The sequence below is a fragment of the Pseudomonas sp. B23(2017) genome (genome assembly GCF_002113725.1).
Lineage (GTDB): Bacteria > Pseudomonadota > Gammaproteobacteria > Pseudomonadales > Pseudomonadaceae > Aquipseudomonas > Aquipseudomonas putida_Z.
Map to the genome: position 1 here is coordinate 147,657 of NZ_NEJM01000015.1, position 20,754 is coordinate 168,410.

Here is a 20,754-nt window from a genome sequence, read left to right on the forward strand (position 1 = left end):
CCTGAAATCAAAACACCTTGCCGTCACCGCAGCTGTTTCCCCCGCCCGATCCCCGCTAGCCTGCCGCCCACACCCGTCTCGAAAGGACCCGCACCATGCCAACCGATCATCAAGCCTGGGCCTGGACCCCGAACGCCGGCCTAGACGGCCTGCAACTGCTGCGTAAACCCCTGCCACAACCCGGCCCCGGTGAGGTGCTGGTGGCCAACCGCGCCATTGCCCTCAACCCGGTGGACTGGAAAATCTGCGAGTGGGGCCACCCTGCCTGGCAGCAAGGCACGGTCCCGGGCGTGGATGGCGCCGGTGTGGTAGTCGCCGTTGGCGCAGGCGTCGACATGCCGTTGGGCAGCCGCGTTGCCTACCACCAATCGCTGGCGCGTGACGGCAGCTTTGCCGAGCACTGCCTGCTGGATGCCAGCCTGGTGATGCATATCCCCAGTGCGCTCGGCGACACCGCCGCGGCCGCCGTGCCCTGCCCCGCCCTGACCGCCTGGCAGGCCCTGGCCAAGGTGCCCGAAGGTGCCAGCCGCGACGTGCTGGTGATCGGCGCCGGTGGCGCGGTGGGCTTCTACCTCGCGCAACTGGCCGCGCAACGAGGCCTGCGCGTGTGGGCCAGTGCCGGCCAACGCCACCACGCCACGCTCAAGGCCCTTGGTGTAAGTGGGGTGTTCGACTACCACGACGCCGACTGGCAGGACCAACTGCAGGCCGCCCTGGGCGAGCGCCCGCTGCATGCCCTGTTCGACACCGTCAGCGGCGCCCATGCCGGCAGCCTTGCCCACCTGCTCGGCTACAACGGCCACCTGGTGTGCATCCAGGACCGCCAGGAAACCGCACCAACGCCCGCCTTCGGCACGGCGATCTCGCTGCATGAAGTGGCGCTCAACAGCATTCATGCCCATGGCCGGTTGGCAGATCGCCAAGCCCTGCGCGTGGCCGGTGAACGCCTGCTGCAGGCCGTCGCCGAAGGCAGCCTTATCGCGCCACAACGGCGCGAGTTCGCCTTCTCGGCACTGCCACAGGCTCTGCGGCAGCTGAAAGAGGGCCAAGGCGCAGGCAAATGGGTGACGCGCCTCGACTGAACGCCGTACGCGAGAACTTGGATCCCATTCTGCGACAAGGTATGCTGGGCAATAGCTAAACGCCACTACTCAGGCAGGCCTCGTGCCTGCCTTCAAGGACGAGCCCTTTGCCCAGCCACCCTACCCGTCACACCATCGCCCGCCAGTGGCAGCTGCTCAAGCTGCTGCCCGGCCGCCACCCGGGGATGAGTTCCACCCAGTTGCAGGCCGCCCTGACAACCGTGGGCCATATCACCAGCAAACGCACCGTCGAACGCGACCTGGTCGAACTCGCGGCGCTGTTCCCGCTGCAGTGCAACAGCAAAGGCATGCCCTACGGCTGGTACTGGCAACCGGGCCTGAACCTGGGTGAGGCGCAGCAGCTGCAGCCCGATGCGCTCATACCCCCGGACCAGGTTGAATTGCACGCCTGGGTCGATGATGCGCTGGCCCGGCGCCTGGAAGCGGCGCCCCTGTCGGCAGATATGCAACTGACGCTGCAAGCGGACGGTGGGGCCACCCTGGTAGCCACCGTCGACGACAACCGTGCGCTGATGGGCTGGCTGCTGTCCCAGGCCGGCTCGATCCGCGTGCAGGCGCCGCAGGCACTGCGCCAGGCCATGCTCGAGCAGTTGCGCCAGAGCCTGGCGCTGCACGAGGGTGGTTGTTGACCGGCAAGCAAAAGTCATTGTCCCCCGGGCCGCTTTTTCCCATAGCTGGCCCTGCGCAGAATCTGCTCCTGACAACGCCTCACTATCAGGAGTACCCGATGAAACGCTTCAAGCCCCTGCTGCTCGCCGTCGCACTGGCGACCACTGCCCAGGCCACCCTGGCCGCCGACTGGCAGACCTCGCCCTACGGCAAACAGGATGAAATCGGCGCCGCCAACCTGCTCACCCCTGAAGTGGTCAAGCAGGCGGTCGGCCTGGTCAAGACCGGCAAGACCTACCCGCTGGCCGTACCGGTGAGCAAAGACCTGCCGGCCTTCCGCCACCGCAGCTTCCACCTGTACAACATCCAGCCTGGCGAACAGGCCGGCCAGACCCTGGGCCGCAACAAGTTCAGCTTCAACGATGAACTGGTCAACGGCTGGACCGGCGTCGGCACCCAGCTCAACGGCATCGGCCACATCGGTATCGACAACGTCTACTACAACGGCAACAAGGCCGCCGACTTCGTCACTGTCGAAGGCGTGACCAAGCTGGGCGTGGAAAAAGTACCGCCCATGGTCACCCGCGGCGTGGTGCTGGACATGACCGCTCACTACGGCAAGGCCATCGTGCCGGGCGGCACCTCGTTCACCGTCGACGACATCAAGGCCGTGCTCAAGAAAGAAGGCATTAACCTGCGCAAGGGTGACGTGGTGCTGTTCAACACCGGCTGGCTGGAACTGATCGGCAAGGACAACCAGCAGTTCCTCGCCACCGAACCGGGCATCGACCTGCCGGCGGCCGAGTGGCTGGCTGACCAGGGGATTGTCGCCTTTGGTGGCGATACCTGGGCTTCGGAGGTGTACCCGAACCCGACCGGTGAAGAATTCCCGGTCAACCAGTTCATGCTCGCCAAGCGCGGCATCTACAACCTGGAGCTGATCGACACCCGCGCGCTGGTGAAGGACAAGGCGTTCGAGTTCCTGTTCGTGCTGGGCCAGCCGCTGTACAAGGGCTCGACCCAGGTGAACATCAACCCCGTGGCGATTCACTGATCGCCGCGACTGAGGGCTGACACGGTACCTGTGGGAGCGGGTTCACCCGCGAAGAAAGCGACACGGTGCATGGCACCGGCTTCGCCGGTGTTCGCGGGCTTGCCCGCTCCCACAGGAACTGCGCATTTTCTGAGCCCCGCGCCAAACCTGTGGGAGCGGGCAAGCCCGCGAAGGGCCGCAAAGCGGCCCCAATTTGCCTAACTGACCGGGATTAGGGTTCACCCGCTCCCACAGGGGCACGTTCAGTCAGGCGACTCAGAAGGTACCGGGGAACGCCCCACCATCGATCAACAGGTTCTGCCCGGTGATGTACCCGGCATGCGCACTGCACAGGAACGCGCAGTAAGCGCCGAACTCGCCGGCACTGCCAAAGCGCGCCGCCGGGATGGCCTTGCGTCGCGACTGGGCGGTGGCTTCCACATCGCCACCTGCCGCCTTCAAGGTCTTCTGCAGGCGCGCCGTGTCGAACGCCCCAGGCAGCAGGTTATTCAGCGTCACGTTGCTGCCCGCCAGGCGCTGCTGACGGGCCAGGCCGGCGATGAAGCCGGTCAGGCCACTGCGCGCACCATTGGACAAGCCAAGAATATCGATCGGCGCCTTCACCGCACCGGAGGTGATGTTCACCACCCGGCCGAACCCGCGCTCGGCCATGCCATCGACCACCGCCTTGATCAGCTCGATGGGGGTAAGCATGTTGGCGTCCAGTGCCTTCAGCCAGTCCTCGCGGCCCCAGTCGCGGAAGTCGCCCGGGGGCGGGCCACCGGCATTGTTGACCAGGATATCCACCTGCGGGCAGGCTGCCAGCAGCGCCTGGCGCACCTCGGCGTCGGCGACATCACCGGCCACGGTGCGCACCTCGATGCCCGGGCAAGCCGCGCGCAACTCGGCGGCGGTCTGCTCCAGGGTGGCCTGGGTACGGGCATTGATGACCAGGTTGACGCCTTCTTTGCCCAGCGCCTCGGCGCAGCCTTTGCCCAGGCCCTGGCTGGCCGCGCAGACGATGGCCCAGCGGCCGGTAATGCCTAGATCCATTGGGTTGCTCCTTGATGCAATGCAGTTACAGGGTCACTGGATCGGCGAAAACGCGGCAGGCATCAACAGCTTCGATTCCATCCGCACCAGCATCGGGAAGGCCACGGGGATGAAGCGCTCCAGCCAGTCCGCATCGCGGTACAGGGCGGCGCGGCGCTCGATGCGGTCGTCAAGGCTCTCGTAGGCCCAGATGTGCACCACCTGGTTCAGTTCGCCAATCTCGGTGTACCACCAGCCCACCAGCTTGGCGTAGCGCGAGATCACCGGCAAGCCTTCCTTTTCGAAGTGCTCCAGGTATTGCTTCATCTTGCCGATGTGCAGGGTGTAGGTACGCATTTCATAGAACATGGTCGTGGTTCCGTAAAAGGTTCAGAGGTTGCCGTGGTAGGCGTCGGTGATCAGGCGCTCGACATCGCGCGCGGTGGTCAGGCGTGGGTTGACCAGCACGTTGCCGCTGCGCATCGAGTCGCTGACCATCTGCGGCAGGAACTCCAGGTCCACGCCCAGTTCACGGATGGTCGCGGGAATGCCGATGGCCTGGTTCAGGGCCACCACCGCATCCACCGTGCGTGCCGCGGCCTGCTCCACGCTGAGCCCGATCACATCGGCGCCCAGGGCAATGGCGATGTCACGGAAGCGCTCCGGGCAGGCCGGCAGGTTGAACTTGATCACGTAAGGCAGCAGAGCGGCATTGGCGATGCCATGGGGGATGTTGAACACCCCGCCGAAGGTGTGGGAAATGGCATGCACGTTGCCCAGCTTGGATTGCGAGAACGCCACCCCGGCCAGGAACGAGCCCAGCAGCATCTGCTCGCGGGCCGCCATGTCGGTGCCGACGAAGTAGGTTTTTTCCAGGCTGCCGGCAATCATGCGAATGGCCTGCAGGGCCATGGCCTGGCTGATCGGGTTGGCCTGGCGCGACACATACGACTCGATGGCATGGGTCAGGGCATCCATGCCGGTGGCGGCGGTGATGGCCGCAGGCAGCTTCAGGGTCAGTGCCGGGTCGAGGATGGCCAGGCGCGGGAACAGCCGCGGGCTGACGATCACCGTCTTGAACAGCGTGCGCTTGTTGGTGAACACGGTCGACGCCGTGCATTCGCTGCCGGTACCGGAGGTGGTCGGGATGGCGAAGATCGGCAGCGGCGGCTGGGTCAGTTTGTCGTAGCCCTCGTAGTCGAGGATGTTGCCAGGGTTGGTGGCCATCGCCGCCACACCCTTGGCGGTGTCGATGCTGCTGCCGCCACCCACGCCGATCACAGCGGTGCAGTTGCGCTCTTTCAGCAGCGCCACGGCAGCGTCGAGCACATCGGTGCTGGGGTTGGCTTCAACGGCGCAGAACAGCTGGTAGTCGATGCCCGCCTGCTCCAGCGAGGCGAAGAAGCCGGCCAGGATGCCTGCATCGATCAGGCCCTGGTCGGTGACCACCAGCAGGGTGCCGTCCACGTACGGCTTGAGCAGCGCACCGGCCTGGTCGGCCAGGCCCGCGCCACATTTGGCAATGGTGGGGAAATGGAACTGGAATTGGCTCATGAGGGGTCCTCAGGCAACTGCGTTGTTCTTGTTGTGCCCGCCGTGACGCTGGCGGGCCGTGCCGGGGCAATCTAGAGCGCGGGCCAGGGCCGCCGATAATGAAAAGAGCTGATCCGCCAATAACCACTGCTTATCCCCTGCCTGGGTAATAAGCAGGCGTTATTGGCGGATCAGCTCTTTTCATTACCTGCACTGCCGGCAGCGCTCCAACAATCGGCCTGCGTAGTTGCTACGCCTCCCGATAATCACAACAACGAGCTCCTGCGATGAAGACCATCCCCTCCCCGGCCGACCTGGCGCTGCCCGCTGCGGCCCCGATGACCACGGTGCGCTGGCGCATCTTCCTGATCCTGTTGCTGCTGACCGCAATCAACTACATCGACCGCGCCTCGCTGTCGGTGGCGCTGCCGCTGATCGCCCCCGAATTCAACCTGACGCCGGCCATGGAAGGGCTGATGCTCAGTGCGTTCTTCTGGTCCTATGCCTTGATGCAGATCCCTGGTGGCATGCTGCTGGACCGCTTCCAAACCCGCGGCATCATTGGCGCGGCAACTGTGGCCTGGGGCCTGTTCCAGGCAATGGGCGCGGCCTCGCACAACTGGCTGGTACTGCTGCTGACGCGTATCGGCCTGGGCGTGGCCGAGTCGCCGATCATGCCCGCCGGGGCCAAGCTCAATGGCGCCTGGCTGACGCCTAACGAACGTGGCCGTGGCGCGGTGCTGGTGGATGGCGGCGCGCCGCTGGGCAGCGCCCTGGGGGCGATCCTGATTTCCGGGCTGATTGCCTGGCTGGGTTCGTGGCGGTTGGCCTTCGTGGTGGCCGGGGTCGGCACCGTATTGGCCGGCATCCTGGCGTGGAAGTACATCCGCAACCACCCCAGCGAGCACCCGGGGGTGAACGAGGCCGAGCTGCGCCACATCACCGAAGGCAACGCCAGCGCCCATGCCGCGGCAGCCAAGGCCAGGCTGCCGCTGCGCGAGCTGCTCAAGGACCGTTCGATCTTTGCCATGTTCGCCGGCTACAGCTGCATCCTGGCAGTGTTCTACGGCCTGCTGACCTGGATGCCGAGCTACCTGCACAAGGCCCATGGCCTGAACATTTCGGCCATGGGCGGGGCGACCTTCCTGATCTTCATGTGCGGGTTTGTCGGCGAACTGATCGGCGGCTGGATCGGTGACCGCTGGCGGGCCAGCGGTGCCTCGCCGAACCTGGTGATGCGCACCATGTTCAGCGGTTCGGCGCTGGTGGCGGCGCTGTGCATCCTGGCGGCAGCCTATGTGGGCGAGACCGTCGCGGTGATCAGCCTGCTGTGCGTGGCGATGTTCTTCATCCGTTGGTGCGGGATGTACTGGTGCCTGCCGGCGATCATCGGCGGGCCGTCGCGCACCGGCGTGCTGGGTGGCACCATGAACTTCTGCGGCAACATGGCCGGGGTGCTGGTGCCGATCGTGATCGGGCTGATCGTGCAGTTCACCGGGGATTACTTCTTTGCGCTGATCTTCTTTGTGGTGGCTGCGGTGTTGATTGCGGTGTTTTCCAGCTTGATCGATTACCGCGAGCGGCAGTTCTGAGACCTAGATTGCGAGATCCCTGCATGGCTTCAGCCGCGAACACCGGCAGAGCCGGTGCCATCCACCGCGTCGCCTGCTTCGCGGGTGAACCCGCTCCCACAGGGACGGCGCAGGCTTCGGGCTCACGCTGTACCTGTGGGAGCGGCCGTGGCCGCGAACACCGGCGCAGCCGGTGCCATCCACCGCGTCGCCTGCTTCGCGGGTGAACCCGCTCCCACAGGGACGACGCAGGCTTTCGGGCTCACGCTGTACCTGTGGGAGCGGCTTCAGCCGCGAACACCGGCGCAGCCGGTTCCATCCAACGCGTCGCCTGCTTCGCGGGTGAACCCGCTCCCACAGGGACGGCGCAGGCTTCGGGCTCACGCTGTACCTGTGGGAGCGGCCGTGGCCGCGAACACCGGCGCAGCCGGTGCCATCCACCACGTCGTATTCTTCGCGGGTGAACCCATTCCCACAGGGGGCCGCAACAGGGCTCAACCGGCCGTAAGCTCCTCCACCAGCAACCGCGCCGCCGGCGACAGCGGCGCTGCTACCCGGTGCACGATCCCGAACGGCTCGCTCAGTGCCCGCAGCTGCACTGCCAGCGACACCAGCAACCCGCGCTGCTCGGCAAAGGCCGCCACGGCGCTGGGGATCACCGCCACCAGCGTCGGGTCGTCTTCCAGCAGCATGAAGGTGGCGAAGGTGGAGAAGGTTTCCAGCGGGTAGCGTGGCACCTCCACCCCCGCCTCGCTCAACTCACGCTCCAGCGCCTGGCGCATGGGCATGTTGGCCGGGTAGACGATCCAGCGATACTGGCTCAGGTCGCCAACTTCCAGCGCCGCCGCACCGGCCAGCGGGTGCTGCGGGTGCGCGACCACCGCCAGCGGCTCCTGGGCCAGTTCGACAAAGGCGTAGTCCGCCGCATTGCGGCCCAGCCCTGGCCGGCAGATGGCCAGGTCCAGGCGCCCTTCATCAAGCTGGGCCAGCAGGTTGGCACTGGTGTTCTCGGCGATCTCCACCGCCAGTTGCGGCTGCTTGCGGCGCAACCGCCCGAGGGCGCCGATCAGGGTCGGCATGGCCCCCATGATGCTACCCACCGCCAGCCGCCCACCCTGGCCCTGGACGATGCCAAGCACCTCTTCGCGCAAATGCCCCAGGTCACTGTGAATCAACCGCGCATATCGCACCACGCAACGGCCTACGTCATTGGCCACCAGGCCGCTGGGCAGGCGCTGGAACAACGGCACACCCAGCACCTCCTCCACCTCGCGCAAGGCCTTGGTGGCACCGGGCTGGGAAATCGCCATGGCCTCCGCCGCCTTGTGCAGGGAGCCGCAACGGTCCAGTTCGATGAGCAGGCGTAACTGACGCAGGCGCAGGCGGGAAAAAATGGAGTCCAGGGAGGGGATCATCGGGCAGGCTCGGCATGGGTCTTGTAATGCCGAGCACTATAGAGGGTTGTCAACGGGCGATTGTTGAGTTTGCGGCAAATGTCCTTTGCCCTGAAGACACGCCCGGCAAGCTCACGCCACGCGGCGACGCGACAGGCAGGCATACCCCAGGCCCAGCACGCTGGCCGCCAATACGCCCAGCAGCACCATCAGCTCGCGGCTGTAACGGGCCACCCAGGCCGGGAAACCGATGACCTCGCGGTAAACCTGTATGTCAGCCTTGCCATCGGCGTGACTGATGCTGACCCCGCCCTGGCGGATCTGTGAGTAGTCCGCATCGAAATACACCCATACCTTGCACGCGCCACCCGGCTCGATGACGGGGATGTCCGCTTGCATGGTGGAGGTTTCCAGGATGGTGTCATTGCCAGCTGCATCGCGCACCTGCACAAGGCCTTTCGCCGGCAGGCGGATTTTCACCTGGCGCACCTGCGCATCACCGCTGTTGCGCAGCTCGATGAGCAGACCGGTACGGTGGTCGACCAGCCCGGCCTCGAAGGGCTTGGCGAACAGCTGGGCATACGGCGCCTGGGCCATTTCGATCAGCCGCTCGACCTGATCGTGGCTCAGCCTGCCCTCGCTGATGGAATTGATACGCCCCTGCAACTGCTCGTACTTGAGCTGCTCGCTGGCTTTGGTGATGCGTTCGCTGAACTGGCTGGGATAGGTGAGGTAGGCATAGGTCAGCGATGCCTCCAGGCGCGGGTTGCCCCTGAGCAACCCATAGGCGGTCAGCAGGACCATCAGGCCAAGCAGCACGGCTACGAGGAGTTTCCCCACCTTGTCCCAGCTCAATGCGAACTTCCTTCTGTCGTGTTACAGAGATTCAAACTGGCCAAGGGTGCCAAGTTCATGGTCCCCAGGCAAGCCTGACTAAGGCTCCTGCTCGCCTCCCCGAGCCTGGCGCAACTGCTGCAACTGGCCGTCGATCAGCGCCTTGGCCATGCCTGCCAGGTAATACGTGGCTTGCATCATCGCCTTGCGGTCACCGGGCCGGTCGATGGCCTTGCGGGTGAGTTCGGTAATGCAGCCCATGATGCTCGAGGCCTCCATCAGCGCCGTACGCATTGGCAGCTGCGCGTTCATCTGCACCAGTTCGGCGCCGCCGTTGCCAAAACGGCCCGCTGCACGCACGACATTGAGGTTGCTGCTTTCTTTCGGAGTGTCTTTGTCCATGTCCATTCCTCGGGGTTACGAGCGTGCCGAGACTAGGGCGCTGCCTGCCCCGCCACAATAACCTTGAGGGTGGAAAGGCTTACTTTCGGAAATGGACTACAAGGAACCTACAAAGGGGATGCTCCACCACCACTCAGGCTCTTGACCGGCAACCGGCAGTGACGGACGATCAATCTCCCCCCACAAGGATGAACACCATGCTACGGATACTGGGCAGAGCCTCCTCCATCAATGTACGAAAAGTCCTGTGGGCGTGCGCCGAGTTCGAGGTCGCGTTCGAGCGCGAAGACTGGGGGGCGGGCTTCAAGCCCACGGACAGCGCCGAGTTCCTTGCGTTGAACCCCAACGCCATGATCCCGGTGATCCAGGATGGCGACTTCACCCTGTGGGAATCCAACAGCATCATCCGCTACCTGGCCACGCGCTATGGCGCCACCGCGTTCTACCCGGGCGAGGCGCAGGCGCGGGCCAGGATCGACCAGTGGATCGACTGGCAGGCCTCGGACCTCAACCGTTCCTGGAGCTACGCGTTCATGTCGCTGGTCAGGCACTCGCCCGCCCACCAGGACCCACAGGCCCTGGCCGCCGGCTGCGCGGACTGGGCGCGCTACATGCGCATTCTCGACCGCCAGCTGACAAACACCGGTGCCTACGTGGCCGGCAGCCAGTTCACCTTGGCCGACATCCCCATTGGCCTGTCGGTCAACCGCTGGTTCGAAACGCCGTTCGAGCACCCGCACCTGCCGGCCGTGCGCGATTATTACGAGCGGCTGAGCGAGCGCCCGGCCTATCACCTGCATGGCCGTAACGGTACGCCGTGATGGGCCAAACTGTGGGGCTGCTTTGCAGCCCATCGCGACACAAGGCCGCTCCTACAAGGAATCGCGACTTCCTGTAGGAGCGGCCTTGTGTCGCGATGGGGCGCAAAGCGCCCCCCGAAGATCTCCACCTGTTACACAGCAACCTGACTCGCCGCAGCCCCCGCCCGCCCCCGCCAAGCGAACAGCAGCACCATCACCAGGCCCAAAGCCGCCATCGCCGCCCCCGCCAGGGAAACCGCCGAATACCCCAGCCCGGCATTGATCACCGCCCCACCCAGCGCCGCACCAATCGCGTTACCCAGGTTGAACGCCCCGATGTTCACCGCCGACGCCAGGTTGGGCGCATCCTTGGCCGCCTCCATCACCCGCATCTGCAGCGGCGGCACCAGGGCAAAGCTGGCAGCGCCCCAAACCAGGATCGCCAGCGCAGTCGGCAGCGGCCAGTCTATCACCAGCGGGAACACCAGCAACACCGCAATCAGCACGGCCAGCGACAACATCAGGGTACGGTCGATCGAGCGGTCCGCCGCCTTGCCACCCCACACGTTGCCCAAGGTCAGGCCGACACCGAACAACACCAGCATGGCCGTGACGAAGGTGGTGGACGCTGCCGCCTCGCTCTGCAGGATCGGCGCGATGTAGGTGAATACCGTGAACATCGCACTGGAGCCCACCACGGTCAGCAGCAATGCCGCCAGCACCGGCCCGCGGCCGAGCACGCGGATTTCGGCCATGGCCCCGCCACCCTTGGGCGACGGCACATTGGGCAGTGCGTACCAGAGGGTCGTCATTGCCACCAGGCCGAGCCCGGCGATGCCCCAGAATGCCGTGCGCCAGCCCAGCATTTCACCGAACCAGGTCGCCAGCGGCACTCCGCCGATGGTGGCCAGGGTCAACCCCGTGAACATGGCGGCCACGGCCCCGGCGCGCTTCTCGGGCGGCACCACGCTGGCCGCGACGATCGAGCCGATGCCGAAGAACGCACCGTGGTTCAGCGAGGTGACCACGCGGGCGACCAGCAGGCTGGCGTAGTCGCTGGCCAGGGCCGACATCAGGTTGCCGAGGGTGAAGATGGCCATCAGCCCGATCAGCAGGTAACGCCGCGGGATCTTCACCGTGGCCAGGGTCATCAGCGGTGCACCGATCAGCACACCGATCGCATAAGCACTGACCAACAGCCCGGCAGCGGGGATGGAGACGCCAAGGTCGGTGGCGATGCTGGGCAACATGCCCATGGGGGCGAACTCGGTGACCCCGATGCCGAAGGCACCGATGGCGAGTGCGACAAGAGGTGGATTGATACGCATGGCAAGCTCCTTATCTGTGCTGCAAATGCTACGATCCGAAGCCGAGCCGCACTAGACTGCATTTTTGCGAACCACCTTTGCTGAAGAGGCACAAATGGACTTCAGTGGAAGATCCGGAGAGATGGAAATATTTGCCAAGGTGGCCCAGGAGGGCAGCCTGTCCGCAGCCGCCCGGGCGCTGGGCCTGACGCCTTCGGCGGTGAGCCGCATCCTCGCGCGCACCGAACAGCGCCTGGGCACCCGCCTGCTGCTGCGCACCACCCGGGCGATCACCCTCACGCCCGAGGGCGAAGCGTACCTGCGTGGTGCACGGCGGGTGCTGGCCGACATGCTCGAAGTGGAGGAGGCCATCACCGACCAGGGCGTGCCACGCGGGCGCTTGCGAGTCAGCGCAGCGCTAGGCCATGGCCGCTTGACCGTGGTGCCGTTGCTGGCAGCGTTCAGCGCGCGCTACCCGCAGGTGCTGGTCGACCTTACCCTCAGCGACGAAGTGGCCGACATTCTCGGCGGCCAGGCCGACGTGGCGCTGCGCTTCGGCCACCTGCCGGACAGTTCGTTGAGCGCCCGCGCCATTGGCGAAACCGGCCAGGTGATCGTCGCCTCGCCCGAGTACCTGGCGCGCTGCGGTACGCCGCTTGTGCCGGAGGACCTGGCCCGGCACAACTGCCTGCGCTTCAACTTCCGCCGCGCCGCACCCGACTGGCCGTTCCGCCGCGACGGGCAGGTTTTTTCATTGAAGGTGACGGGCAATATCGAATGCAGCAGCGGCGAGGCCTTGGCGCAGTTGGCCAGGCTCGGCGCCGGCGTGGCGCGCATCGGTACCTTTACCGTGGCCGATGACCTGGCCAAAGGGCAGCTGGTGCCGTTGCTGGAGGCGTACAACCCCGGTGATCGCGAGCCGATCCATGCGGTGTTCGTCGGCGGCCCGGCGATGCCGGCGCGGGTGCGGGTGTTCGTGGATTTTCTGGTGGAACAACTGTCAGGCATGCCCAGCGCCTTGTAGGAGCGGCCTTGTGTCGCGAAAGGGCTGCAGAGCAGCCCCAACAGATTATGCACAGTTGCTGAAATCCAGGGGCCGCTTTGCGGCCCTTTCGCGACACAAGGCCGCTCCTACAGAATCGCACTGTACAGGATCCCTTGCCCTCGGCTCACGCTCAGGAGTTGCTTCATGCCCTACCCCATCGAACAGAAACTGGTCATCGGCGTTGCTTCGAGTGCGCTGTTCGACCTCACCGTCTCGGACGACATCTACCAGACCCAGGGCGTCGAGGCTTACCGCCAGCACCAGCAGCAGAACCTGGACGAACCCTTCCCCAAGGGCGTGGCGTTCCCGTTCATTCGCCGCTTCCTGAGCATCAACCAGGCCTTCCCCGAGCAGTTGCCGGTGGAGGTGGTGCTGCTGTCGCGCAACTCGCCGGAAACCGGCCTGCGGGTGTTTCGCTCGATCAGCCACTACCAGCTGGACATCACCCGCGCGGCGTTCATGTCGGGCCGCTCGCCCTACGAGTACATCCCGGCGTTCAATGCCTCGCTGTTTCTCAGCGCCAACGAGGAAGATGTGCAGAAAGCCATCGACGCCAACTACCCGGCCGGGCGGGTGCTGCCGACACGCATCTACGATGACGAGATCGACACCGAACTGCGGGTAGCCTTCGACTTTGACGGGGTGATTGCCGATGACGAGGCCGAGCGCGTGTACAAGCGCGACGACAACCTGGACGAGTTTCAGGAGCATGAACGCGTGCGCAAGGGCATCCCGCATTCGCCGGGGCCGCTGGCGGACCTGTACCGCAAGCTTTCGCTGATTCGCATGCTCGAAGACCGCAAGTTGGCCGAGGACCCGGCGTACAAGCGCATCTTGCGGATTGCCATCGTGACGGCGCGCAATGCCCCTTCGCACGAGCGGGTGGTGACGACGTTGAAGGATTGGGGCGTATCGCCGGACGAGTGCTTCTTTCTGGGCGGGATGGAAAAACCCAGGGTGCTGTCGATACTGAAGCCGCATGTGTTCTTTGATGACCAGCGCAGCCATTTGCAATCGCCGGCGGGGGATTTGCCGATGGTGCATGTGCCGTTCGGGGTGGCGAATCGCGAGCGCTCGGTGGCGGACTCTGCGCTCGACGTGCCCCACAGGTACAGCGTTGCTCCCGAGGTTGTCGGTGAACCTGTGGGAGCGGCCTTGTGTCGCGAAAGGGCCGCAAAGCGGCCCCAGGATTGATGCGCAACAGTTGAAATTGCTGGGGCTGCTCTGCAGCCCTTTCGCGACACAAGGCCGCTCCCACAGGGGTTCGCGCCAACTTTTAGAATGTGAGCAAGACAGCTGCTCCCACTTCGATCGCACCGGTTTGATGTAATGCGCAATACCTGCGCAACGCCAGTGCCATCCTCCGCCCGCTTTACTCAGCTCGCCCAGCAGGACTGCCGAATGACGCTGCAGAAATTCCCAGGCCGGAATGCAGGCTCCTTGTCCGCGATCACATCCGCCTTCACGTTGCCAAACGTGGTCTGCGGCTTGTGCCGGATCCCGTCGTAAAACGCCTGGATGATCGCCTCCTTGAACCGCTCCCCACGCGGGTGCGCCTGGACCACGGCGTCCCGTGCTGCAATCCCCAGCCCTTCGTGGTGCAGCCCCAGCACATCAGTCTCTACCCCCGCCGTGACCAGGGCGATCAGCGGGTGCATGTGCTCTGGAATGCCTGGCGTGGTATGCAGCGCGATCGCCGTCCACACACGCTCGACATCGCGCTCGTCCACACCGTGGCGCTGGAGGAAATCGCGCGCCGCATTGGCACCGTCCACCTCGAAACGGCAACAATCGCTGCTGTGCTGATAGGTAAGGCCCATGTCATGGAACATGCAGCCTGCGTACAACAGTTCACTGTCGTAGCGCAGCCCCAGCCGCTGCCCGGCAAGGGCCGCGAAGTAGAACACCCGGCTGGAGTGGTGGAACAGCAAAGGGGAAGCCGTGTCACGGACGAGCTCGGTGATTTCCCGAGCCATGGCGCTGTCGGGCACCTGGATACCGGCGATGGATGAGGACATGGTCGCTCCTGGGTGGGTTGATGACGAGCCCAGTCTGCGGTCGTGAGCCAATGTCCTCAATTGACTTGTAACGCCAGATACTGCCATTGTCGGCGGATTACGGACTTGCGGCGCAACGCCCGGAGCCACCATGCCCTCTGCCCCCATCACGGTCGCCATCCTGGCCATGCCCGGCGTACAACTGCTGGATGCCTGCGGCCCGCTCGATGTGTTCGCCGAAGCCAACCGCCAGGCCGGCCGTGACGCCTATCGCCTGCTGTTGCTGGCTTGCGAACCGGGGCCGCTGGTGAGCTCATCCGGTACGCGCCTGGTCGCCGATGGCTGGATCGGCGAAGACCTGGAAGCCATCGACACCTTGCTGGTCGCCGGCACGCCGCAGGCTGCCGAACAATACCTGCGCCCCGGCATTCTCGACTGGCTGCGACAACGCGCGGGCGCTTGCCGGCGTTACGGCTCGGTATGCACGGGGGCGTTTGCCCTGGCGGCTGCCGGGTTGCTGGATGACCGGCGTGTGACCACCCATTGGGCCGTGGCGCAGCCGCTGGCCGAGCGTTATCCGCGGGTGCAGGTGGATGCCGACGCCATTCAGGTGCATGACGGCAACCTGCGTACCGCTGCGGGGGTAACGGCCGGGCTGGACCTGGCACTGGCCCTGGTGGAAGAAGACCTGGGGCGGGATATTGCCAAGCAGGTTGCCGGGCACCTGGTGATGTACTTCAAGCGGCCTGGCGGGCAGCTGCAGTTCAGCCGGCAGGGCGGGACGTCGCCGGTCGGACGTTCGGCATTGCAGGGGTTGCAGCGTTACGTGGCCGCCAACCCTGCACTGGACCACGGGGTTGCCAGCCTGGCTGCGCGGGTTGGGCTGAGCCCGAGGCATTTTGCACGGGTGTTTCAGGGTGATGTGGGCATGACCCCGGCCGCGTGGGTGGAGCTGGCGCGGGTGAATGATGCGCGGGCGCGGCTGGAGGCTGGGCGAGAGGCACCGAAGCAGGTGGCGGCGCTTTGTGGGTTTGCCAATGCGGATACGTTGCGGCGGGCGTTCGTGAAGCATGTGGGGGTGACGCCGGCGGAGTATCGCAAGCGGTTTGGGCGGTCGGGGTGAAGAAACCTTGATAAGGGTGGCGTTCACGCAATGTGCAACGCCAATCAGCCCCCCAGCGACACAGGTTGTCGCCCTCCTGGCAAAAGCTACTCACACCAAGCCAGGAAGAAAACGAGATGAGAGACCTGTTTGCAGTCATCGGCTTTGCCGTGGTGGTGAAGAAGGGATACGAGTGGTATCGCGAGTACTGCGAGCTCAAACGCGAAAAAGCGCAACGGCAGTGAGCCCGCAAAGCCCGCGTAATACCAAAGGCGATAAAAATTGACGCGCAAATGCGCCATTAAACCGCCATCACCACTAGCATATGGCCACCATTCACCGGTACGATCCGCACAGCTAGAAGTCGTGCCGGGCAGCCGGTGATCCAGAACAAGGTCGTTTTCATGTCACAAGCGAAGGACACGCTGCTCAGACTGTTTGCCTTGCTCCGTCTTATCCCGACAGAGCCACAGCGCATTGCCACCCCCACGTTGCTGGAGAAGCTTCGCGATAGCGGGTTTTCGGTCACGCTGCGTTCCATTCAACGCGACCTGAATCGGTTGTCCATCCCCTTCTCCCTCGTGTGCGACGACAGCGAGATGCCTTTTCGCTGGAGCTTCACTCGTAACGCGCCCTTGCAGCTGCAAGACATGGATGCGCCTACGGCATTGGCGCTTTACCTGTCCGAAAACCATCTGCACGCCTTATTGCCGCAAACAGTCCTGGACCAACTGGGCCCGCAGTTCCGCCGCGCCCGCAACTACCTGCATGGCGTAGGGGCCAATGGCCTGGCCGACTGGGCCCGGCGCGTTCGTGCACTGCCCAACGGTAAAACCTTGATCCCGGCTACGGTGTTGCCAGAGGTATGGGCACAGGTATCCAGCGCGTTGCTGGAGCGTCGGCAACTGCAGGTGAGCTATCGAAGCCGCAGCAAAGATGCCATCAAGCAATTTCGCCTGCATCCGGCCGGGCTGGTATCGCGTCATGCCATCAGCTACTTGATTGCGACGGTTGATGACTACAGTGACCTGCGCCAGTTTGCATTGCATCGCATCCAGCAAATCGAAGTGCTGGGCGAAGCTGCCGAGTTGCACAGCAGCTTCGATGTCAACGACTACATCGCCAGCGGCGTATTCAACCTGCGCCAGTCCGACGCCCATGTAGAACTGATCGCCGATGTTCATCCACAGATCGCCACCTTGTTGCACGAGACGCCCCTCAGCCAGCAACAGGAATTGACTGACCTGCCTTCAGAGGACTGGAAGCGATTACGCGCCAGGGTGCCCCTGGACCGGGAAACGCTGTGGTGGATATTCGCGCTCAACGACAACATCCGCCTACATGCCCCACAGGTCTGGGTCGACGAGATCCGCCAGCGTTTGCGCTCGATGCAAGCGTTCTACCTGGAGGCTTGCCCCGCCTGACCTCAACCCTGCAGTACGTTGTGCCGATTTTCCGCTACCGCTGCTCAATGTGAGCGCGAAAGCAAACCTAGACAGATATCGATATCCACCAAAAGGACATTGCCATGCCGCTTCCTCTAATCCTCGGTGCCGCCGCCTTGGTTACAGCTGCTTACGGAGCCAAGAAAGGCTACGACGGATACCAACGTCATTCGGAAGCCGACGAAATTGTCAAAGGCGCCCAGGAACGCTATGAGGCGAAGAAGGAAATCTTTGACGAGCAGGAAACCAAAACCACTTCCGCTCTCGAAGCCTTGGGGAAAAAGGAACTGGAGATCGGCCAGAGTTTTGCTGAATTCAAGGTACTGGCCGACAAACTGCTGGACCAGATGAACGCCGGCCGCCAGCACAAACTGGAAGTCAACATTCCCAAGCACAACCTGCAAAAGGTCGACAGCTACAGCTTCACTGCTGTTGGTGTGCTGGGTACCGTAGCGGGCGCAGGTACTGCGGGCGCTGCGGCGGGCTTCGCCGTCTATGGCGGTGTAATGGCCCTGGGTGCGGCTTCGACCGGCACCGCCATTTCGTCGCTGGCTGGTGTTGCCGCTACCAACGCGACCCTGGCGGCAATCGGTGGCGGCTCTTTGGCTACCGGTGGCCTGGGCATGGCAGGCGGTACCGCAATTCTGGGCGCAGCAGTGGCCGCCCCGGTATTGGCGATTGCTGGCTGGGCTTACAACAGCCACGGCGAGGAGGCGCTGAAAAACGCCCGCAAAGCCGACCAGGAAGTTACAGCGGCAGTCGGCAAGCTTGCCCGCGCCACCGAAATGCTCGGTGAAACAGAACACTACACCCGCAAGATCCGTCGTTCGCTGATGTCCATCTACGCCCAGTTCAATCAGTATTTCGACAGCCTGAAGGACATCGACAGCTTCCTGCAGGACCTCAAAGGCCGCAACGTCGATGCCAAGGCGGAACTGGCCAAGCACAACGAGTCGATCGTGCGCACCATCGAAAACGGCTACGCCCTGGCGGCCATTCTGGTGAACGTCATCACCACCCCGATCTTCAAGCTCAAGAAGGTCAACGGTCAGGTCGCCAAGGACAAAGATGGTGTTCCGACCATGGAGCTGGACAACGACGGTTCGATGGTCCTGAACGAGAGCGAACTCGACAAAGTGATGGTCAGCGCCAGCGCTGAAGCAGAAAAGGTCGAAGCAGCCTGATGCCCTCCCGGGGAAGGCTCGCCTTCCCCACCTCCCCCTTTTCGATTTTCATGGACCCGAACATGCACGCCGCAGCGCGAGACTATCCCTGGGCTGAAGAGCTCGAGAAAACCGTAGTCACCAGCCTGGCCACCAGTTTTGGCCTGGACTTTCTTTTGTTCCAGGACAAACACGGCGGCGAGGTGGACACCATCCACAATGCACGCAATGGCGTTTGGGCAACGGAGCAGGAGAAGCAACGCTTTGAAAAGCGCGGCGACTACAATCCGGATCCGTACCATCAGCACGAAAACTACATCGAGACAGGGCGCAGGGACAAAGCCACTCACCTGGCTGGCGAACTTCACGACCCTTACCGCAACACCACGTTGAGTGCAGCCCAGAAACGCAACCTTGATCACGTTATCAGTGCCAAGGAAATTCATGACGATGCCGGCCGCGTGCTGGCCGGGCTGGACGGTGTCGAGCTGGCGAACCAGAGCAGCAACCTGCAAACGACCCACGAAAGCATCAACAAGTCGAAAGGCCAGACGCCTATCAACGACTACCTCCGCGATTTGCCCGAGCTGATCGGCAGAAGCGAAACCAAACTGGCAAAGGACCGTGCACGCCTGGCTACCTTGCCGCGTGACACCCCCGAGCAACAGCACAATGCACGCGTGCTGGAAGATCAGATTCGCAAAGACGAAAACAAGATCGAAACGTTGAAGGCCATCGACCCCGATGAGATGCGCAAACGGGACGAGGCTGCCCGGGCGCCCTACAACGAACAGATCAACCGCGCCTACTACACCAGCAGCAAGTTCTGGAAGCAGAGCGCTTCCGCGTCGCTGGATGCCGGCCTGAAAATGGGTGCCCGCCAGATGCTTGGCCTGGTGCTGGCCGAAGTCTGGTTCGAATTGCGCGGGCAGGTGCCGGCGCTGCTTGAAAAACTCAAGCACAAGTTCGACTTCGAAACCTTCATCGACAGCGTCAACAGCACCTTGAAAGGCATCTGGACGCGTGTGCAAAAACGCTTCACGGACTTTCTCATCGGCTTCAAGGACGGCGTTTTCGCGGGTGTCATGGCCAGCGCGACCACCACGCTATTCAATGTGTTCGCCACGACCAAGGTCATGGCGGTCAAGATCATCCGCGAGGTCTGGGGCCAGTTGGTCAAGGCCATCAAACTGATGATCTTCAACCCCGAACAACTGGGCTTCGTCGACCTCTGCAAGGCCGTTACCAGCTTGATGTCCCTCGGTGCCGCCACTGTCGTGGGCACCATGGTGCATGCCCAACTGCTGCCACTGTGCAGCTTCCCGTTCGGCGGTGAACTGGTGGCGTTTGCCAGCGCACTGGTCACCGGCGTGGTCACCCTGGGCCTGAACTACTTCCTGCTGCACAGCCCAGTGGCCCACAAGCTTTGGGCCTTCATCGAGTCGATCATGCCCCACGCCGGTGTGGTCAAGCACTTCGAGTCGGTAAACGCAGAGCTGGACCGTTACCTGACCGAGCTGAGCAAGCTTGAGTTCAACCTGGATGCTTATGAACTTGAAGCGTTCTCGCTGACACTGATGGCGTGCAACGATGAACTGCAGCGCGGCATGGTGCTGAAAGCAGAGGTAGCCAAGCGCAACATCGAGCTGCCGTTTGAAATGGGCAACAGTGCGAGCACTCGCGACTGGCTGGCCTCGCTGGTGTAAGGATGCAGCCGTTTCCGTGCAACCAGTGCGGCCTGTGCTGCCGGAACGTTCACCTGGCCGAGGAAACGCGCTTCCTCGACCGGGGGGACGGCACCTGTCGACATCATGACGTGCCCAGCAAACGCTGCACGATCTACAACGACAGGCCCGATATATGCCGGGTGGATCGGCAATATGAGCTGCACTACGCCAGCCGGTATGGTTGGGACGAGTTTGTGAAGCTTAATGTTCAGGTATGTGAGGTGCTGGAAGCGCAGTCAAGCAGGTAGCCAGGAAATAGCGGCGGCTGTCAGATTGGACGGGCGCTCTCGCACCGGGTGCGATTACGCATCCCGGCCGAGGCAGTGCGCTCCCTCGCGAGATCGGCTCAGCGAGGGCCGCCCCCCTGATGGCCGCCAAAGCCACCGCCACCGCCGTGGCCACCACCGTGACCACCGCCACCTCCCGGCGGCATGAACATCCAGCAACCCGACAAGACGGATACCAGCGCCGCAACCAAGGCTGCGCGGAAAAGGTGTTTCGACTTCATTGCAACGCTCCACAAGGCTAGATCTTCTGCCGACCGTTGGCCGGTTCGGCAGCGCGCGGATTCTAGAGTGGCAGCGTGATGGCCCGGGGAAACTTTGCATATCTTTACAGTCGTACTGGCAATCAGGGAGGACCGTTGCCTGTGATTGC

20 protein-coding genes are annotated in these 20,754 nt (G+C 63.8%); 12 read left to right on the forward strand and 8 right to left on the reverse strand.

Annotated features, from left to right (window positions below; all coding sequences use genetic code 11):
- Positions 1–95 precede the first annotated feature (95 nt).
- The 3 genes from CAG46_RS21935 (at position 96) to CAG46_RS21945 (ending at position 2,766) form a co-directional block, all read left to right on the forward strand.
- Positions 96–1,082, forward strand: a complete 987-nt coding sequence (locus CAG46_RS21935) for a zinc-binding dehydrogenase (protein WP_085619234.1) — start codon at positions 96–98, stop codon at positions 1,080–1,082.
- Between the two features lie 107 nt (positions 1,083–1,189).
- Positions 1,190–1,732, forward strand: coding sequence for a WYL domain-containing protein (locus CAG46_RS21940; protein WP_085619236.1), 543 nt, complete (start codon positions 1,190–1,192; stop codon positions 1,730–1,732).
- A gap of 98 nt (positions 1,733–1,830) precedes the next feature.
- Positions 1,831–2,766, forward strand: a complete 936-nt coding sequence (locus CAG46_RS21945) for a cyclase family protein (RefSeq protein WP_085619238.1) — start codon at positions 1,831–1,833, stop codon at positions 2,764–2,766.
- 255 nt (positions 2,767–3,021) lie between these two features.
- Here the strand turns inward: CAG46_RS21945 and CAG46_RS21955 are convergent, their stop codons facing one another.
- The 3 genes from CAG46_RS21955 to CAG46_RS21965 are packed head-to-tail and all read right to left on the reverse strand — an operon-like array spanning position 3,022 to position 5,331.
- On the reverse strand, positions 3,022–3,798 hold the full coding sequence (locus CAG46_RS21955) for an SDR family oxidoreductase (RefSeq protein ID WP_025338589.1): 777 nt from the start codon (positions 3,796–3,798) through the stop codon (positions 3,022–3,024).
- Positions 3,799–3,831: 33 nt separating this feature from the next.
- Positions 3,832–4,146: an NIPSNAP family protein gene (locus tag CAG46_RS21960; RefSeq protein ID WP_013972037.1), complete on the reverse strand. Its 315-nt coding sequence runs from the start codon at positions 4,144–4,146 to the stop codon at positions 3,832–3,834.
- A gap of 21 nt (positions 4,147–4,167) precedes the next feature.
- Positions 4,168–5,331, reverse strand: coding sequence for an iron-containing alcohol dehydrogenase (locus CAG46_RS21965; protein ID WP_085619242.1), 1,164 nt, complete (start codon positions 5,329–5,331; stop codon positions 4,168–4,170).
- Between the two features lie 266 nt (positions 5,332–5,597).
- Between CAG46_RS21965 and CAG46_RS21970 the strand changes: the two genes are divergently transcribed.
- Positions 5,598–6,902 (forward strand): MFS transporter, encoded by a 1,305-nt coding sequence (locus CAG46_RS21970; RefSeq protein ID WP_085619244.1) that lies wholly within the window; start codon positions 5,598–5,600, stop codon positions 6,900–6,902.
- Positions 6,903–7,375: 473 nt separating this feature from the next.
- Here the strand turns inward: CAG46_RS21970 and CAG46_RS21975 are convergent, their stop codons facing one another.
- The 3 genes from CAG46_RS21975 to CAG46_RS21985 all read right to left on the reverse strand — a co-directional run bounded on the left by CAG46_RS21975 (position 7,376) and on the right by CAG46_RS21985 (position 9,511).
- Positions 7,376–8,296 carry a LysR family transcriptional regulator gene (locus tag CAG46_RS21975; RefSeq protein WP_085619246.1) on the reverse strand — a complete coding sequence of 307 codons (921 nt, stop codon included), beginning with the start codon at positions 8,294–8,296 and terminating at the stop codon, positions 7,376–7,378.
- Positions 8,297–8,407: 111 nt separating this feature from the next.
- Positions 8,408–9,130 (reverse strand): hypothetical protein, encoded by a 723-nt coding sequence (locus tag CAG46_RS21980; RefSeq protein ID WP_085619248.1) that lies wholly within the window; start codon positions 9,128–9,130, stop codon positions 8,408–8,410.
- 78 nt (positions 9,131–9,208) lie between these two features.
- Complete coding sequence (locus CAG46_RS21985) at positions 9,209–9,511, reverse strand: DUF3077 domain-containing protein (protein ID WP_025338583.1); 303 nt, start codon at positions 9,509–9,511, stop codon at positions 9,209–9,211.
- Between the two features lie 197 nt (positions 9,512–9,708).
- Here CAG46_RS21985 and CAG46_RS21990 point away from each other — a divergent pair, with 197 nt between their 5' ends.
- Positions 9,709–10,332, forward strand: coding sequence for a glutathione S-transferase family protein (locus tag CAG46_RS21990; RefSeq protein WP_085619250.1), 624 nt, complete (start codon positions 9,709–9,711; stop codon positions 10,330–10,332).
- Positions 10,333–10,463: 131 nt separating this feature from the next.
- Here CAG46_RS21990 and CAG46_RS21995 read toward each other — a convergent pair whose 3' ends face one another.
- Complete coding sequence (locus CAG46_RS21995) at positions 10,464–11,639, reverse strand: MFS transporter (RefSeq protein WP_085707980.1); 1,176 nt, start codon at positions 11,637–11,639, stop codon at positions 10,464–10,466.
- A 94-nt stretch (positions 11,640–11,733) separates the two neighbouring features.
- Here CAG46_RS21995 and CAG46_RS22000 point away from each other — a divergent pair, with 94 nt between their 5' ends.
- Entirely contained in the window at positions 11,734–12,642 is a 909-nt protein-coding gene (locus CAG46_RS22000; RefSeq protein WP_085619463.1) for a LysR substrate-binding domain-containing protein, read from the forward strand.
- A gap of 165 nt (positions 12,643–12,807) precedes the next feature.
- Positions 12,808–13,857, forward strand: coding sequence for a 5'-nucleotidase (locus CAG46_RS22005; RefSeq protein ID WP_256575118.1), 1,050 nt, complete (start codon positions 12,808–12,810; stop codon positions 13,855–13,857).
- Between the two features lie 182 nt (positions 13,858–14,039).
- Here the strand turns inward: CAG46_RS22005 and CAG46_RS22010 are convergent, their stop codons facing one another.
- Positions 14,040–14,681: an HD domain-containing protein gene (locus CAG46_RS22010; protein WP_085619461.1), complete on the reverse strand. Its 642-nt coding sequence runs from the start codon at positions 14,679–14,681 to the stop codon at positions 14,040–14,042.
- Positions 14,682–14,811: 130 nt separating this feature from the next.
- Between CAG46_RS22010 and CAG46_RS22015 the strand changes: the two genes are divergently transcribed.
- The 5 genes from CAG46_RS22015 to CAG46_RS29385 all read left to right on the forward strand — a co-directional run bounded on the left by CAG46_RS22015 (position 14,812) and on the right by CAG46_RS29385 (position 20,345).
- Positions 14,812–15,783 (forward strand): GlxA family transcriptional regulator, encoded by a 972-nt coding sequence (locus CAG46_RS22015; protein WP_085619459.1) that lies wholly within the window; start codon positions 14,812–14,814, stop codon positions 15,781–15,783.
- A 383-nt stretch (positions 15,784–16,166) separates the two neighbouring features.
- Positions 16,167–17,186 (forward strand): YafY family protein, encoded by a 1,020-nt coding sequence (locus CAG46_RS22020; RefSeq protein WP_085619467.1) that lies wholly within the window; start codon positions 16,167–16,169, stop codon positions 17,184–17,186.
- 104 nt (positions 17,187–17,290) lie between these two features.
- Positions 17,291–18,391 carry a hypothetical protein gene (locus tag CAG46_RS22025; RefSeq protein WP_025338575.1) on the forward strand — a complete coding sequence of 367 codons (1,101 nt, stop codon included), beginning with the start codon at positions 17,291–17,293 and terminating at the stop codon, positions 18,389–18,391.
- Between the two features lie 62 nt (positions 18,392–18,453).
- Entirely contained in the window at positions 18,454–20,076 is a 1,623-nt protein-coding gene (locus CAG46_RS22030) for a hypothetical protein (RefSeq protein ID WP_085619457.1), read from the forward strand.
- 2 nt (positions 20,077–20,078) lie between these two features.
- Positions 20,079–20,345, forward strand: coding sequence for a YkgJ family cysteine cluster protein (locus tag CAG46_RS29385; protein WP_085619455.1), 267 nt, complete (start codon positions 20,079–20,081; stop codon positions 20,343–20,345).
- Positions 20,346–20,754 lie beyond the last annotated feature (409 nt).

What these genes read in the sequence shown, in the direction of transcription:
- CAG46_RS21935 (WP_085619234.1), top strand. Translation starts at nt 96, where the DNA reads ATGCCAACCGATCATCAAGCCTGGGCCTGGACCCCGAACGCCGGCCTA.
- CAG46_RS21945 (WP_085619238.1), top strand. Translation starts at nt 1,831, where the DNA reads ATGAAACGCTTCAAGCCCCTGCTGCTCGCCGTCGCACTGGCGACCACT.
- CAG46_RS21955 (WP_025338589.1), bottom strand. Translation starts at nt 3,798, where the DNA reads ATGGATCTAGGCATTACCGGCCGCTGGGCCATCGTCTGCGCGGCCAGC.
- CAG46_RS21960 (WP_013972037.1), bottom strand. Translation starts at nt 4,146, where the DNA reads ATGTTCTATGAAATGCGTACCTACACCCTGCACATCGGCAAGATGAAG.
- CAG46_RS21965 (WP_085619242.1), bottom strand. Translation starts at nt 5,331, where the DNA reads ATGAGCCAATTCCAGTTCCATTTCCCCACCATTGCCAAATGTGGCGCG.
- CAG46_RS21970 (WP_085619244.1), top strand. Translation starts at nt 5,598, where the DNA reads ATGAAGACCATCCCCTCCCCGGCCGACCTGGCGCTGCCCGCTGCGGCC.
- CAG46_RS21975 (WP_085619246.1), bottom strand. Translation starts at nt 8,296, where the DNA reads ATGATCCCCTCCCTGGACTCCATTTTTTCCCGCCTGCGCCTGCGTCAG.
- CAG46_RS21985 (WP_025338583.1), bottom strand. Translation starts at nt 9,511, where the DNA reads ATGGACAAAGACACTCCGAAAGAAAGCAGCAACCTCAATGTCGTGCGT.
- CAG46_RS21990 (WP_085619250.1), top strand. Translation starts at nt 9,709, where the DNA reads ATGCTACGGATACTGGGCAGAGCCTCCTCCATCAATGTACGAAAAGTC.
- CAG46_RS21995 (WP_085707980.1), bottom strand. Translation starts at nt 11,639, where the DNA reads ATGCGTATCAATCCACCTCTTGTCGCACTCGCCATCGGTGCCTTCGGC.
- CAG46_RS22000 (WP_085619463.1), top strand. Translation starts at nt 11,734, where the DNA reads ATGGACTTCAGTGGAAGATCCGGAGAGATGGAAATATTTGCCAAGGTG.
- CAG46_RS22005 (WP_256575118.1), top strand. Translation starts at nt 12,808, where the DNA reads ATGCCCTACCCCATCGAACAGAAACTGGTCATCGGCGTTGCTTCGAGT.
- CAG46_RS22010 (WP_085619461.1), bottom strand. Translation starts at nt 14,681, where the DNA reads ATGTCCTCATCCATCGCCGGTATCCAGGTGCCCGACAGCGCCATGGCT.
- CAG46_RS22015 (WP_085619459.1), top strand. Translation starts at nt 14,812, where the DNA reads ATGCCCTCTGCCCCCATCACGGTCGCCATCCTGGCCATGCCCGGCGTA.
- CAG46_RS22020 (WP_085619467.1), top strand. Translation starts at nt 16,167, where the DNA reads ATGTCACAAGCGAAGGACACGCTGCTCAGACTGTTTGCCTTGCTCCGT.
- CAG46_RS22025 (WP_025338575.1), top strand. Translation starts at nt 17,291, where the DNA reads ATGCCGCTTCCTCTAATCCTCGGTGCCGCCGCCTTGGTTACAGCTGCT.
- CAG46_RS22030 (WP_085619457.1), top strand. Translation starts at nt 18,454, where the DNA reads ATGCACGCCGCAGCGCGAGACTATCCCTGGGCTGAAGAGCTCGAGAAA.
- CAG46_RS29385 (WP_085619455.1), top strand. Translation starts at nt 20,079, where the DNA reads ATGCAGCCGTTTCCGTGCAACCAGTGCGGCCTGTGCTGCCGGAACGTT.